Origin of the sequence: Thermophagus xiamenensis (assembly GCF_900112795.1) — a bacterium.
Classification (GTDB): Bacteria; Bacteroidota; Bacteroidia; order Bacteroidales; family Marinilabiliaceae; genus Thermophagus; species Thermophagus xiamenensis.
Genome location: NZ_FONA01000011.1, coordinates 142,877 through 157,200, shown reverse-complemented (window position 1 = coordinate 157,200; position 14,324 = coordinate 142,877). Strand labels below are relative to the sequence as shown.

12 protein-coding genes and 1 tRNA gene are annotated in these 14,324 nt (G+C 37.5%); 8 read left to right on the top strand and 5 right to left on the bottom strand.

What is annotated here, in order from left to right:
- The first annotated feature begins 410 nt into the window (after window positions 1–410).
- From BM130_RS08535 to BM130_RS08515, 5 genes are all read left to right on the top strand, one after another.
- Window positions 411–1,349: a ribose-phosphate pyrophosphokinase gene (locus BM130_RS08535; RefSeq protein WP_010526413.1), complete on the top strand. Its 939-nt coding sequence runs from the start codon at window positions 411–413 to the stop codon at window positions 1,347–1,349.
- Between the two features lie 98 nt (window positions 1,350–1,447).
- Window positions 1,448–2,032: a 50S ribosomal protein L25/general stress protein Ctc gene (locus tag BM130_RS08530; RefSeq protein ID WP_010526414.1), complete on the top strand. Its 585-nt coding sequence runs from the start codon at window positions 1,448–1,450 to the stop codon at window positions 2,030–2,032.
- 144 nt (window positions 2,033–2,176) lie between these two features.
- Entirely contained in the window at window positions 2,177–2,803 is a 627-nt protein-coding gene (gene pth / locus BM130_RS08525; protein ID WP_138956829.1) for an aminoacyl-tRNA hydrolase, read from the top strand.
- An 8-nt stretch (window positions 2,804–2,811) separates the two neighbouring features.
- Entirely contained in the window at window positions 2,812–3,198 is a 387-nt protein-coding gene (locus BM130_RS08520) for an RNA-binding S4 domain-containing protein (RefSeq protein WP_029626464.1), read from the top strand.
- A 48-nt stretch (window positions 3,199–3,246) separates the two neighbouring features.
- Window positions 3,247–3,789, top strand: a complete 543-nt coding sequence (locus BM130_RS08515) for a DUF4924 family protein (RefSeq protein WP_010526417.1) — start codon at window positions 3,247–3,249, stop codon at window positions 3,787–3,789.
- Here the strand turns inward: BM130_RS08515 and BM130_RS08510 are convergent.
- The 5 genes from BM130_RS08510 to BM130_RS08490 all read right to left on the bottom strand — a co-directional run bounded on the left by BM130_RS08510 (window position 3,779) and on the right by BM130_RS08490 (window position 11,346).
- On the bottom strand, window positions 3,779–4,156 hold the full coding sequence (locus BM130_RS08510; RefSeq protein WP_052298947.1) for a thiol-disulfide oxidoreductase DCC family protein: 378 nt from the start codon (window positions 4,154–4,156) through the stop codon (window positions 3,779–3,781). The two genes, BM130_RS08515 and BM130_RS08510, sit on opposite strands and share 11 nt — an antisense overlap.
- A 251-nt stretch (window positions 4,157–4,407) precedes the next feature.
- Window positions 4,408–5,691: an OmpA family protein gene (locus tag BM130_RS08505; protein WP_010526419.1), complete on the bottom strand. Its 1,284-nt coding sequence runs from the start codon at window positions 5,689–5,691 to the stop codon at window positions 4,408–4,410.
- Window positions 5,688–7,007, bottom strand: coding sequence for an OmpA family protein (locus BM130_RS08500; protein WP_010526420.1), 1,320 nt, complete (start codon window positions 7,005–7,007; stop codon window positions 5,688–5,690). Before BM130_RS08500 ends, BM130_RS08505 begins: the two co-directional genes overlap by 4 nt.
- Before the next feature lie 767 nt (window positions 7,008–7,774).
- Complete coding sequence (locus tag BM130_RS08495; RefSeq protein ID WP_010526421.1) at window positions 7,775–9,805, bottom strand: protein-disulfide reductase DsbD family protein; 2,031 nt, start codon at window positions 9,803–9,805, stop codon at window positions 7,775–7,777.
- 458 nt (window positions 9,806–10,263) lie between these two features.
- Window positions 10,264–11,346: a 3-oxoacyl-ACP synthase III family protein gene (locus BM130_RS08490; RefSeq protein ID WP_010526422.1), complete on the bottom strand. Its 1,083-nt coding sequence runs from the start codon at window positions 11,344–11,346 to the stop codon at window positions 10,264–10,266.
- A gap of 688 nt (window positions 11,347–12,034) precedes the next feature.
- On the opposite strand from BM130_RS08490, the gene BM130_RS08485 reads away from it, so the two are divergent.
- From BM130_RS08485 to BM130_RS08475, 3 genes are all read left to right on the top strand, one after another.
- Window positions 12,035–12,122, top strand: a tRNA-Leu gene (locus tag BM130_RS08485).
- 257 nt (window positions 12,123–12,379) lie between these two features.
- Window positions 12,380–12,928, top strand: a complete 549-nt coding sequence (locus BM130_RS08480) for a CZB domain-containing protein (protein ID WP_010526423.1) — start codon at window positions 12,380–12,382, stop codon at window positions 12,926–12,928.
- Complete coding sequence (locus tag BM130_RS08475; RefSeq protein ID WP_010526424.1) at window positions 12,929–14,287, top strand: methyl-accepting chemotaxis protein; 1,359 nt, start codon at window positions 12,929–12,931, stop codon at window positions 14,285–14,287.
- The last annotated feature ends 37 nt before the right edge of the window (window positions 14,288–14,324 follow it).

The following is a 14,324-nucleotide window of genomic DNA, read 5'->3' as shown; positions in this document are numbered from 1 at the left end:
AAGCGTTCTGAAGTTTAGTCTAACAGCGAAGATCGTAAAATGGACGCAATTTTTTTAAGGAATCTTTTTTTAAAATGACTTTTCAGATTTCTTTCCTTCTAATTGCCTAAGGATCTATATGTTTTGTCTCTTTTCAGCGGATTTTTGAGGAAACTCCAGTAAAATTAACAAAGCAGTAATCATTTTGGATTTCATAATCCCCAATTGTAAAATGCAAGTTAAGGTTTACCTGAATTCCATTATACCAACAAATTAGACAAATTTCATTGATATGATACAATCTTTAAACAGCCGGTCGCATGGAACATTAATTTTGAGTTTTTACTGATAAAAGTTGATTTTTCTTATCTTTGCAGAGAAATAATTCCCTACAAAACAACTAAAAAACAAGACTTTAAACAACACTTTAAATGCCACCCAAAGCACCTATCAAAATCTTTTCAGGGACCAGTACCAGGTATTTGGCCGAAAAAATAAGCCTTTGTAACGGACGAGAATTAGGAAATGTAAATGTAATGCGGTTCAGTGATGGAGAATTTACCACCGCATTCGAAGAAACGATTCGAGGAGCCCATGTTTTTCTTATCCAATCCACATTTCCCCCCTCTGACAATCTTTTTGAATTATTAATGATGATTGACGCAGCAAAAAGGGCCTCAGCCTACAAATTGGTAGCAGTTATCCCTTATTTTGGCTTTGCTCGGCAAGATCGAAAAGATAAACCCAGAGTGGCTATTGGCGCCAAACTGGTGGCTGATTTACTTACCACAGCAGGTGTAGACAGAATTATAACCATGGATCTTCACGCCGATCAAATTCAGGGATTCTTTGACATTCCCGTTGACCATTTATATGCGTCCAGCATTTTTGTTCCTCACATCCGCAAATTAAATTTAGACAATTTGGTTGTTGCGTCGCCCGATGTAGGAGGAACCAAAAGAGCCAATGCATATGCAAAATTTCTCAATGCACCGATGGTTATTTGTCATAAACATCGTTCAAAGGCCAATGTTGTGGATGAAATGCGTATTATAGGTGATGTTGCGGGGAAAAATGTGGTTATCCTTGATGACATGGTTGATACTGCCGGGACATTAACAAAAGCTGCCGATATGATGATAGAGCAAGGTGCAAAGAGTGTGCGCGCTTTTGCAACTCATCCAGTTTTAAGTGGACCGGCTTATGAAAATATTGAAAACTCCAAGATCTCTGAACTTTATGTTACCGATTCCATTCCGCTGCGAAAAAAATCGGATAAAATAAAAGTTCTCTCTGCAGCCCAATTATTTGCTGATACTATTGATAAAGTTTATAATTACCAATCAATAAGCACTCAATTTGTAATTTAATTTATTATCTTTGCGGCCGCTTAAATACTCCGTGTGATGGGAAATTAAGGTTTCACATTACAATCTTAATTTTGAGTAACACATTTAAAATCTTTAAAATGCAAACAATAGAACTAAAAGCGACCAAGCGTGAAAATCTTGGAAAATCAGCAACGCGACAACTTCGTAAAGAAGGTAAAATCCCTTGTGTGATTTATGGTGGAAAGGAAACTATTCATGCTTCTGCCCTGCTCAAGGACTTTAACAAACTAATTTTCACACCCAAAGTACACATCATCAATCTGGATCTTGATGGACAAAAATATAATGTCATTATTCAAGATGTACAATACCATCCTGTAACAGACAATGCTATTCATGCTGATTTCCTGCAGGTATTCGATGATAAACCCATTACTATTGAAATACCTGTAAAATTGAATGGTTTGGCTGCCGGTGTGAAAGCAGGGGGTAAATTGACCCTTGAAAAACGGAAATTAAAAGTTAAAGGTCTGGCCAAAAATATACCTGACATTTTAGAAATTGATGTCACTAATTTAGGACTCGGCAAAAGTATTCAAGTTGGTGAACTTAACTTCGAAAATATTGAATTGCTTAATAGCAGTAATCAGGTTGTGGCAGCGGTTAAACTTACCAGAGCCGCCCGAGCTGCCGGTCAACAAAGTGAAGGTCAAGAAGCTTAGGCAACATAAAATACTTTTAACTTTTTTAAAACCTCCATATCAAACTATGGAGGTTTTATTTTTTAACCGAACATCAATCCTGAATTAGGCGTTTTTTCCGGATTAAACTATTATTTTTGCTCTACTTTTTTGGTTATTAAAATTATGAACCTCTTTATCAAAAAATGGCATAATTTTTTTCATCCTTCTGACTATCAAAATAAAACTGTGAAATATTTAATTACCGGATTAGGAAATATTGGGAAAGAATACGAACATACCCGTCACAATATTGGCTTTGACATATTGGATGCTTTAGCAGAAAAAGAGGGTATTGAGTTCGAAGATAAAAGATACGGTTCAATTGCCGAATTTAAATTTAAAGGACGCATATTTATTTTATTAAAGCCAAGCACTTTTGTAAATCTCAGTGGAAAAGCCGTAAATTACTGGATGAAAAAGGAAAAAATTCCCAACGATCGTTTGTTGATTGTTGTTGATGACTTGGCTCTCCCCTTTGGCGTATTACGGTTACGAGGGAAAGGAAGTGATGCCGGACATAACGGTTTGAAAAATATTAACCAAGTATTAGGGCACAATCAATATGCACGCCTGAGGTTTGGAATAGGCGATAATTTCCCCAAAGGCAGGCAGATTGAATATGTGCTAGGTAAATGGGAACCCGATGAGTGGAATGCTCTTCCTGAACGAATGGAAAAAGCCATTGAAATTATAAAGTCATTTGGCACTATTGGATTGGCACAAACGATGAGCCAATACAACAATAAATGATCGATGTTATGAGTGAAGAAGAAAGTGTACGTATCGATAAATTTTTATGGGCTGTAAGGCTATTTAAAACCCGTAGCTTGGCAGCTGAGGCTTGCAAAAAAGGGAAAGTTACAATTGATAACCAACCGGTTAAATCATCAAGGCTCATTCGTCAGGGGGATAAAATATCCATTAAAATTCCACCTGCTACAAAAACTTACAGGGTACTCCAATTGTCGGAAAAAAGGATGGGTGCAAAGCTTGTTCCAGACTTTATTGAAGATATCACTCCTCCTGAAGAGATAGAACTTCTGGAAATGGCCAGAATGGCGCAAAAGATGAATAGACCCAGAGGGGCCGGGCGGCCAACAAAAAAAGAACGTAGAGAATTGGACAACCTTCAAAATGGTTGGTAATTCCTTTAATCTCTATTCAAAATTTTCACAAACGGGTTTTTTAATACAATGATTGTAGCAAAACACAAGAAACAAAACGATATTGCCGGATATGTTCTTTATATGTGGCAAATAGAAGACATTATTAGGGCCAATGACCTGGACATGCTTAAAATTGAAAAAAACATTATTTCTCAATATGAGCAGCCCGATGATGTAAAAAAACAAATCTATGATTGGTATGAAAACTTAACCCTAATGATGAAAAATGAAAAGAAAGAAAAATCCGGACACCTGCAAGTTTTAATCAACACCGTGGATGACATGAATCATCTGCATATTCGATTAATGAATTCACCTAAAGAAATTGCCTACCAGCACCAGTTTATGAAAGCTGTTCCTCATATTAAAGAACTCGAAAAAAAAATGCAACCAAGCCCCAAACATGATATTGAGCTAATGCTCGCAGCATTGTATAATGCTTTTGCACTCAAACTTCAAGGCAAAGATATAACCAATGCGACCAAAGAAGCTTTAACTGTTTTTGGAAAATCATTATCCATGCTATCAGCCAAATACCGGGAAGACCAGAAAGGTGACCTCAATTTGTAATAACCGTACAGGTTGACCGCTTTCCAAACCATTTGTACCGGTTTTTGGCTATGACACGATAACCCCACCGTATAACAACATCGGGCAATAATTTTAATATCCAGGCACAAATCCGACCTATTCTGCCAACATTCGATAATAAAAACAAAATAGCCAAAGGGCCCGACAAAAATTTTCCTTCTTCTTTTTTAACAACCACTTCATCAAAGTTTTCCATTGAGATGTTTGCTTCCTTCAATAGCTGCCGCCCCTCTTCCGATTGTGCTGCAATCATATACGTTTTTAGTTTTGCTCTTTTTTTGAACCACCTTGCGAACCCGCTGCACAGCACACAATAACCATCAAATATTACGGTAATTGGTTTCACGTTCCCTCCTTTGCCAAACAAACAATCTTTCTAAAGGTAAATATTCATTTAATTCACTGATTTTAATAACCCCGTTTTCATCCGTCCAACAGTCTTCCCCCCGAACTTATGCCGAACCCTTAAAAATTAAAATCTTTATCTCAATTATGTTTTGATAAAAAATCTTCCTTTCTAGCCCTCCGTGGCCGGTGTTCTGTATAATACAAGTCCTTGTTGCAATCAACTTTTTTAGTAATCGTTTGCCTCTGTACTTATTTAACCATTATATCTACTCTTTGTTTTACCAAATTACGAACCTTTTCAGAGGCTTGTTCTGAAAGATTTAATGGATCATCTGCTCCCTGAGCTACAATATTTATTTTAGTGGGCAAAATTCCCAACTCATCCACCATAAATTTTTTGATGGCTTCGCATTGCTTTTGACTCCTTAGTTTATTGGACTCCGCATCTTTTTCGCTATGACTATAACCATACAAATAGACTTCCTTTTGGGGGGAATGATGCATTTCTACTGCAATTTGTCCCAATAAATACTGATCGGCCAAAGAGAAACTATTTAGTTGCTTCTTATTGAAAAAAAGCGTTTTAACATTATAACGATCGTAAATTACTCTCAAAGTTTCCGAAATAATGACCGAATCTTTTTTTACAGGCCTATTGGCCTCGTATTTAGCAATATCTTCCGCAAGACGTTTTATCTCATCCTCAATACTATTTTTTTGTTTTCTACCAAGAAAATCCATGCCTTCTGAACGGTAGGTCCAACGCATATGACGCCGCTCTTTGCTACCCAATTTATAACTAACATTTAAAGCGGTAAAAAGATATCGATCATTTGTGGCACCGGTCAAAATATTATCAATATTATCAGCGGCGGAAAATCGCAAGATACTCTCCAGCCCCATATCAAAACGATTATTTAGTCGGTACATAACTCCAACGCCCAAAGGAACAACAATCTCTTTTTGTCGGGTAACCTTTTTCTGTGGGTTATCTTTATCATATCCCAATACTACATATTGTGGATTTGAAGATCCATATAAATCGCCACGCTGTACTACATTCCCGGTTTCGCTGAACAACAGCCGACTGCGAAATAAGGTAGCTCCGACACCCACCTTAAGGTAAAAATTCCAGTGGTCATCAATGGGGCCGGGATGTGGTAACATTTGATTTATAATAGCTATGCCATTTACAGATATATCTATCAAATCACCCTCAAAGCCATATTGGTTTTCCCGACCGGCAATATCACTCTGTAGATATTGAAGCTCAAAACCGAAGGCCGGTACCAAATGTTTTGTCAGCGAAATTGTCGGACCAAAATGGATGTCGCGGTTAGGAATCAAAGTGTATTCTCGCAAGTCGGTATACATAAAAACAGAACCAAATCCTCCATTAACCGACCATGTATTATATTTCTGCCCAAAAGAATATATCATTTCGGGTGTTTTAATAAATACGGAGTCCTTTTTCCCCTGACCCAGTAATACACCCGTAAACAACAGAAAAGAAATTATTACAGAGAGTCTCATTCTTCAATTTTTTGGAAAATATCTACACGACGATTAACACTGTGAATACCATTCGGTGCCAATTCTTTAGTATTGGACAACAGTTCACTTTCGCCTCTGGGTTCTATCTCAAAGCGGCTTCTATCTATACCAAAATCTTTAACCAACACATCCACCACTGCCTGGCATCTTCGCTCACTTAACCGTATATTATAATCATCAGGCCCGCGTTCGTCACAATATCCCTGAACAATGACCCTGCTACTTTCATTTTCTTTCATAAAGCGCGCAACCATGGCCAGCGTGGTTTGAGCTTCACGAGTTATAGCCGACTTATCAAATTCAAAGAATATGGAAGCAACCAGATTATATCGCCACTCGATAGTTTCTTTTGTTATGTAAGTAGTGTCAGTAACCGATGAATCATTAGCAGCTAAATAATCTAACCGTTGACGCAAAGAGTCTAATTCGCGCCCCATAGGATTTAATTGTCGTTCTTTTTCATACGCAAGGTTGAAATCTTTATAGGTCCAAAGTGCATGACGTTTGTTCTTTTTACCGATTTTATAGGTTAAGGTAAATTGAGCAGCCATATAAGAATCATTATCCGCGCCGGTAAGATTGACATCCAGATTATCCTGATTAAGATTTCTCAAAGTCATTTCAAAACCAATGTCGAAACTCTTATTTAATCGGTAATCGATACCCAGTCCTATGGGCACCATCATTTCACTGCCCCTATCGGTTTTTTCGTCAGGATTTTGTCGATCATAACCGATAGCTAAGTAATCGGTATCCGCCCAGCCGTAGGGGCGGGGATAACCAGGGGTCCCATCGTAAACATCAGCTACGGTAATCCAATCTCCTGTCACCAAACTCCTTTGCCGCGCCCTAAAGTAATTAACGCCTAAGCCAATCTTACCGTACACATTTAAGCGGTCTGCAATAGGACCAAACATCACAAGCTGGTTAATGCTAAAATTAAGGTTAAGTGTCAAATCATAAAAGTTTCCGGAAAAATATCGGCTATTTTTTTCTCCGTACATATCAGCGGTAACAAACTGTGCATCAACAGACCAGGGTCTTCCAAACTGTTTACTTACCAAGAAAGAGGGACCAAAACGCCAATGTGATGAAGGAAATAACACATAATCATTTACATCGGTATAGTATATTACCGGGCCGAAGCCGGCGGTTAAAGACCACGTATTGTATTTTTTGTCAGGATCGTATAACTGCTCTTCCTCAAGATTGTAAAAATCTATTCGTTGTGCCGAAATTTGGGTTTTTCCTGCGAAAAAAACTATAACGATTAATAATGGTAAAATGTGTTTCATACTGCAGAACGGGTTAATTTATTTACCAAAAATATTTGCCTTATTTGTCGCTAAAAACAATTTGACATTTTGTCTTTAGGCAACTTATTAACATTATATGATTCAAATCTAAAAGTAAATACCGTCTGCGTAAAGAAAATTTTTACCAACAAATGATTAACATAGATAAAAGTAGATTAAGAGATAGGTCGGCGAATAAAAAGAAAAGTCAATTAATTCAATCCAGATATTTCGTATAAACTATCAAAAAAGTCGTAATTACATTTACCGTGATATTTCGATAAATCATATATTTCATTCGTATATAATTTATTTAACACATTGGTCGAATGAAACTCGCATGGCTTAGTCAAATTTATACATGTACTTTTGTGGCAAAAGCTGCCATGCTCGTTTCATTCGTATAAATTTTACTTACTTCGTTGGTATATTGCTTCTTATAAGTAGTGGTTAGTCGTTAGTCATTAGTTATTTAACACTAACCACTTGTTAACTAATGACTAATCACTTCTTCTGCCTTCTGCCTGTGCACTTCTGCCTTAATTTGTTGCAAAAGTCGCCATGCTCGTTTCATTGAGAGATAAAACACTAAAAGGGTTAGGAAGACTTTTTTGATATTATTCAAAGACAGTATCAATAACACCAAACAAGAATAAAATTAAAAAAGCAGATCACCTGCCGGATAATATCCCACAAGCCATCTGCTTTTTTAAACTCTTAATTGATTAATTAAATTTTAATGATGAAGAGGCCAAACATAAGGCACATTACTGTTGCTCATTAAACGCCTTTAATCCTCTTTTTAACCAATCAATATAGGCATCTACATCAGTGTTATAACCTCTATCAGGAACCAATTTCTTTTCATCCAGGCCTAATATAACATAATGGGGCTGACTATTACGCTGAAAACGGGTAATCTGGAAATCACTCCATTTATTGCCAACTGTTCTAATTTTCTTTCCTGTAACTGACGAAACGTATTTCTCATCCTCCGGAAGTTCTTCCCTAAAATCAACATACAACGAGGTTAATACAAAATCATTGGTTAACATATCCTTAACCGCAGGGTCGGACCAAACGGCATCTTCCATCTTCCGGCAATTAGTACAACCCTTTCCGGTAAAATCAAGTAATAAAGGCTTATTAACTTTCCTGGCATAAGCCAATGCTTTTTCATAGTCATTAAATGCCGGAATACCTTGAGGTCCCAAATGCATATCTTCGGTAAGAGAAAGTGTGGTACCACCGCCATTGCCGGGGGCTCGATAGCCTACTCCATGAGGTGATTCAGCATAATTGCTCGGCGGGGGAAAACCACTGATAAGGTTTACCGGTGCCCCCCACAATCCTGGTATCATGTAAATTGTAAAAGCAAAAACCACCAGTGCCAACATCATTCGTGAAACAGGAAGATATTCCATAGGTGAATCATGTGGTAACCGTATTTTCCCCATTAAATAAAAGCCAAGCGTCCCGAAAATGGTAATCCATATAGCAATAAACACTTCCCGTTCCAGGATATGCAGACCCAACACCATATCGGTAATACTCAGAAATTTAAAGGCAAATGCCAACTCAATGAATCCCAAAAATACTTTCACCGAATTAAGCCAACTTCCCGACTTGGGTAATGAATTAAGCCAGCCCGGAAATGCAGCAAACAAGGTAAACGGCAATGCCAACGCCAACGAAAATCCTAACATTCCTATTACCGGGGCCATACCTCCTACCGAAGCTGCCTGAACTATCAACGTTCCCACTATTGGGCCGGTACATGAGAAGGAGACCAGAGCCAATGTAAAGGCCATAAAAAAGATTCCTATTAACCCACCTTTATCGGCACCTTTATCCGCTGCACTTACCCAGGAGGAGGGTAACACAATCTCAAAAGCACCAAAAAAAGATATGGCAAAGACAATCAACAATGCGGCAAAGAAAAGATTAAACCATGGGTCTGTAGAAAGCTTGTTAAGCACATCGGCACCAAACAAGGCCGTCACTACGGTCCCCAAAATAACATATATCACAATGATTGATATTCCATACAATAAAGCATTTCGGATTCCTGTGGCTTTGGTCTTACTTTGTTTGGTAAAAAAACTAACGGTCATCGGAATCATGGGGAAAACACATGGTGTCAGCAAAGCTGCAAAACCCCCAAGAAATGAGATCCAGAATATAGCCCAATTACTTCTGGTTTCCACGTCATCGGATGCTATTTGATCCGTTTCCGGCGAAGTCTCAGTTAAAGTCTCTTTCGCTTGGCTTTCTTGAGTAGAAGCCGAGAGGTTATCATCTTCGGCCGTTGCGGCAACATCATATGCAAGTGCCTCGCTATCTCCTATCGGAAGCGAAAAGTCAACGCGGTCGGGCGGCAGGCATTGCTCATCATCACAAGCCATAAATTCCACATACCCTTCAATTACATTAACATCGGGCGATTTAAGACGAACAGGAAGGATTAGCTTGGCAGATTTTGAAAACCAGGCCAACTCCATATTAAAGGTATTATCATACTGGGTGGAAGGCTTGGGGACTTCTTTGACCTCACCAGCCACCTCATAATTCTCCGTAGCCTCCAAATTTAGGGATGTCGGTATTGGCCCCCCTTCCGGAAGATTTATCGAATATAAATGCCATCCTTCATCGATGGTAGCCTCAGCAATGATTTCTACCTGGTCATTCGATATTTTTTGAACCGAAAAACGCCATTTTATTGGCTCTAAAATCTGTGCTTTAGTTGAAAATAAACTCAACAAAAAAAACAGAACAAATAAAATCCTTTGCTTTTTCATAACATTTCGAATCTTATAAGCTTATTATTTTAAATTATTTATTATTTACAACAACATTATAAATTATTCAGAAAAGAAAGATGTTATATAAAATTATTCCCCTAAAAAAAGGATTCATCATATTTCTGCCATTTTTTCGACCCACATCCCTCTTTTTTAGACTCAAATTAATACTTGGTCGAAATTAATCATATGAATCACCCTCCTATATCATCAAATTAATTTGGCCACGTTTTTCTCTATTTACTTTATTTTTTGTGAATTCCCTTTTCAAATCTAAATCTTCAATATAATAACATTATGGAGTTTTTTAGCAATCCGAACATAATATCAGTCACTTTTAAATATGTACATTTTTAGATATAAAGAAAAAAATAAAAAGCCTTAATACCAAAAAAGGTTTAAGGCATTTGACCCAAACAGAAAAAACAATAACAAAAATTACGCCAGATTCCTGCTTAAGGCATTTTGTAGACAATGGCATTAATGTTCATACCTGCCCCTACCGAAGTAAAAACAAAATAATCACCACTATTTATACGGTGATTATCAAGCTTTTCTCTCATCAACAAATCAAATAACACAGGTACGGTAGCTACCGAATTATTGCCCAGTTTGCTTATAGTGAGAGGCATAATATTGTCGGGAACGGTTTTAAGACCATATAATTTAAATAAACGTTTCAAAATAGCATGATCCATTTTGGCATTAGCCTGATGAATTAACACTTTCTTCACATCCGAAATATCAATATTAGCACTTTCAATGGCTTTTTTCACGGTAGCAGGCACAGTATTTAATGCATATTCATAAACTTTTCTTCCATTCATCTTTAAATATTGCTCTCGTGCGTCCACTTCCGGATTATAGGAAGAACCCATATGAAGAAACCAGGCATTTTCATATGTATCACTACGGGAAATATGTGATATGATACCTTCCGGCTGATTACTTTCCCGAGCCTCCAATACGACTGCACCAGCTCCATCCGAATATATCATGCTGTCTATATCATGCGGATCCGAAATTCGTGATAAAGTTTCGGTACCAATTACCAGAACCCTTTTAGCAGCTCCCGATTTAATATAAAAATCAGCCTGAATCATCGCTTCTATCCATCCCGGACAACCAAACAGAACATCGTATGCGCCACAATAGGGATTTTTTATTTTTAGCTTATATTTTATTTTAGCCGCCAACGACGGAAGGATATCAGTTCGCCCCGTTTCTTTGCTGATATCGCCAAAATTATGGGCAACTATTATTTTATCTAAGGTCTCTGCATCAATATTAGCTGTCTCCAACGCATTTTGAGCAGCTATCGACCCTATATCGGAAGCTACATACTTATCCTCTACATAGCGACGCTCTTCTATTTCCGTTATATCTTTAAATTTATTTATGATTTCCTCATTGGTTTTTTTCAACGGTTCTCCTTCGGCCGAAAAAAAACTATTTTTCAAAAAATCTTCGTTTTTTATTACCTGTGAAGGTATGTACGACCCAGTTCCTGCAATTACTGAATACAATTTATTTTCCATTTACATTCTCATTAAAAATTTCTACTGTACAAAGGAACTAATTTTTATATCAGAGATTAATTTTACCTTACCCCATTTACCCCACGATAATTCCACTCACCACATTTCCTTGCAAAATGGGCTAAGCAGGTGATTACTCAATAAATTTCGAACCTTTTTTCTTTATTTGCAAAAGACATTTTTGCCTTTTGTTTACATTATAAATTTCACCTAAAACATATTAACAAAAATCAAAACAATAATAACCGAAGAATGTTTCAATAAATCCGTCCCAAGGTTTTCTTTGGCGATTTGTTTCACTTCTGACCTCTGCCTGTGCACTTGTGCCCAAATCTTTTTATACATGTTCTTATTGTGACAAATCTTTGGGGTCATGCTTGTTTCATTCGTATATAATTTATTTAACTCATTGGCCGAATGGAACTCGCATGGCTTAATAAAAATTTATACATTCTCTTTTGTGGCAAAAGCCGCCATGCTCGTTTCATTTGTTTATTTTTTGATTTCAGGCATATAAAATAAATCTAAATTGAAAGCTTTATGACTTATTTAAATCATTGTCATTTAATGATTATTTTGACATTAAAGGAAGAAATATAAAAAAGACAAGAAAGATTTTTCAGCAAGTCTGTTGTTGGTAATTGTAGAAAAAACTATATTTGCAGCGCAAAAGAAAAAATTCCCATCTGCCCGGATGGTGGAATTGGTAGACACGCAGGACTTAAAATCCTGTGGCCATTGCGGCTGTGCGGGTTCAAGTCCCGCTCCGGGTACCAAAAAGCTCTATGACCCTAAATCATAGAGCTTTTTTTGCTTCACAGGGTCTTACTTGAGGAATTTTTATTTCCACAAGCCATCTTTTGATATGAAATTATGTTAGTGTTATTTTTTTAAGCCCATCTGCTTAGCATATAAAATAACACAACCTTTCTATATTGAAATATTCTTATCATTAGTTATTTAATTAATCATTGATAATTTATACTTACCAATTCCAATTGGTAAAGATTTTCCCATTAAAAAGCATACCCCCATGAACCGAAGGCTTATTTTTCTGCAGAAGAAATGGAATGATGCCCGTATAAAAATTAAATTCAGGCTCACTTTTGGCTTAATATCCTTCTTTATTATTTTATTGGCTTTTATTGCCAACCGCGGTATTTCAAACATCACCAACGATACGAAAACCATACAGGAATCGGGCCAATTGCAAAGTAATATCGAACATTATCACTCGGCTCATTTACAATGGGTGGCAAATGTAAACCGACTCCTGACCGATGAAAATGTAACAGATCTCAATGTGGAAACCAATCCTCAACTTTGCGAATTCGGGAAATGGTACTATGGCGAAGGACGCAAAAAAGCCGAAGAATTAGTACCGGCATTATCAACTATTCTCGATAAGTTTGAAGAGCCACACCATATCCTTCATCAATCTGCCATTCAAATAAGCGAAGTATTCCAACAGGCAGATCACAATTTATCCGAGCAATTAAATAAAGTTAAGGTAGCACACCTAATTTGGATGAATAGTTTAGAAGGCAGCATTTTGGAAGGAAAACCCAATTATCAAATATAGTTGAATGATAAAGCTTGTACATTAGGCAGGTGGCTTCATTCTGCCGAAGCACAACAGCTGTCCCGGAAATATCCGCCAATTGCGTCATGGATAGAACAACTATATCAACCACATGCCCTGCTCCACGCCTCTGCAGCAAAAATAAATCAAGCCTTGAAGGCAGGTAACGTAACATTGGCACAAAATATATTCAATAACCAAGCAAAAAGTCACGCTCAAAAAACCCTCGATGGTCTCGACAGCATCATCAACTGGAATAACCAACGCCTCGATGCCATGGCTAAAGCCGACAGTATCTATTCTAACGTAACACTTCCTGTTATTGATCAATTATCTCATCTTTTCAATGAGCTTATTAACGAAACCAGATTAGCCATCGAAAAAAGCAACAATGAAGTAACAGTCAATGCTGCCCGCACCAAATCTTCCCTGATTATTACCACCCTCATTGTATTGACATTATCACTGCTTTCTGCAATTTTCTTTAGTCTCTATTTTTATAAACATATAGGCCAAAGAGTTAAAGACGCCAAAACCATTGCACAGGGCGATTTAACGCGCAGCGTGGCAGTCCGTCAAAAAGATGAATTAGGGGATTTAGCCCGTTCTCTGGAACAAATGCGCAAAAAACTTAACGAAATAATTGGAAACATCATTGTTGGCGCCAAAACCATTTATTCGGCAGGCAATCAAATCAACACAGGTTCTCAGGGAATTGCTAACAGCGCCAACGAACAGGCAGCATCTATCGAAGAAATTTCCTCTTCTATGGAAGAAACGCTTGCCAATACCTCTCAGACTTATAATCACGCTTTAAAGACAAAGCAGTTTCTGGAAGAGCTCTCATCCAAAATAAAAACAAGTAATGAGAAAGGTGCTATTGCCAGAATAACATTACAAAATATCGTTAAACGTATATCCATCGTCAACGACATTGCCCGTCAAACCAACTTGTTGGCCCTAAACGCCGCAGTAGAGGCATCCAGAGCCGGAGACCAGGGTAAAGGTTTTTCTGTTATTGCAACGGAAATCAGAAAACTGGCAGAACGAAGTAAAGAGGCAGCAATGGAAATCAACAAACTATCGGCCGATGGCATAAACACTTCTGCCGAAGCCAGAAAGCTAATGAATGAATTGGCACCGGAAATCCAAGAATCTATCTCAATGATGGAAGAGGTTGTTGCCGCCAGCGCCGAACAAAAAAGTGGTGCGGAACAAATCAATTCAGCCATTGAAATACTTAACCAGGTAACACAGGAATATGCTGCCAGTGCTGAAGAACTTTCGGCCAGTGCCGAAGAGTTAAATAATCAGTCAGAAAGTTTAACCAATTTAACGCACTATTTCAAAGTAAAATAGAAACGGTTTTACAGAAATACAAGATTATGGAATACAA

Coding starts and splice junctions, on each gene's coding strand:
- BM130_RS08535 (WP_010526413.1), top strand. CDS start 411: ATGCCACCCAAAGCACCTATCAAAATCTTTTCAGGGACCAGTACCAGG.
- BM130_RS08530 (WP_010526414.1), top strand. CDS start 1,448: ATGCAAACAATAGAACTAAAAGCGACCAAGCGTGAAAATCTTGGAAAA.
- pth (WP_138956829.1), top strand. CDS start 2,177: ATGAACCTCTTTATCAAAAAATGGCATAATTTTTTTCATCCTTCTGAC.
- BM130_RS08520 (WP_029626464.1), top strand. CDS start 2,812: ATGAGTGAAGAAGAAAGTGTACGTATCGATAAATTTTTATGGGCTGTA.
- BM130_RS08515 (WP_010526417.1), top strand. CDS start 3,247: ATGATTGTAGCAAAACACAAGAAACAAAACGATATTGCCGGATATGTT.
- BM130_RS08505 (WP_010526419.1), bottom strand. CDS start 5,691: ATGAGACTCTCTGTAATAATTTCTTTTCTGTTGTTTACGGGTGTATTA.
- BM130_RS08500 (WP_010526420.1), bottom strand. CDS start 7,007: ATGAAACACATTTTACCATTATTAATCGTTATAGTTTTTTTCGCAGGA.
- BM130_RS08495 (WP_010526421.1), bottom strand. CDS start 9,805: ATGAAAAAGCAAAGGATTTTATTTGTTCTGTTTTTTTTGTTGAGTTTA.
- BM130_RS08490 (WP_010526422.1), bottom strand. CDS start 11,346: ATGGAAAATAAATTGTATTCAGTAATTGCAGGAACTGGGTCGTACATA.
- BM130_RS08480 (WP_010526423.1), top strand. CDS start 12,380: ATGAACCGAAGGCTTATTTTTCTGCAGAAGAAATGGAATGATGCCCGT.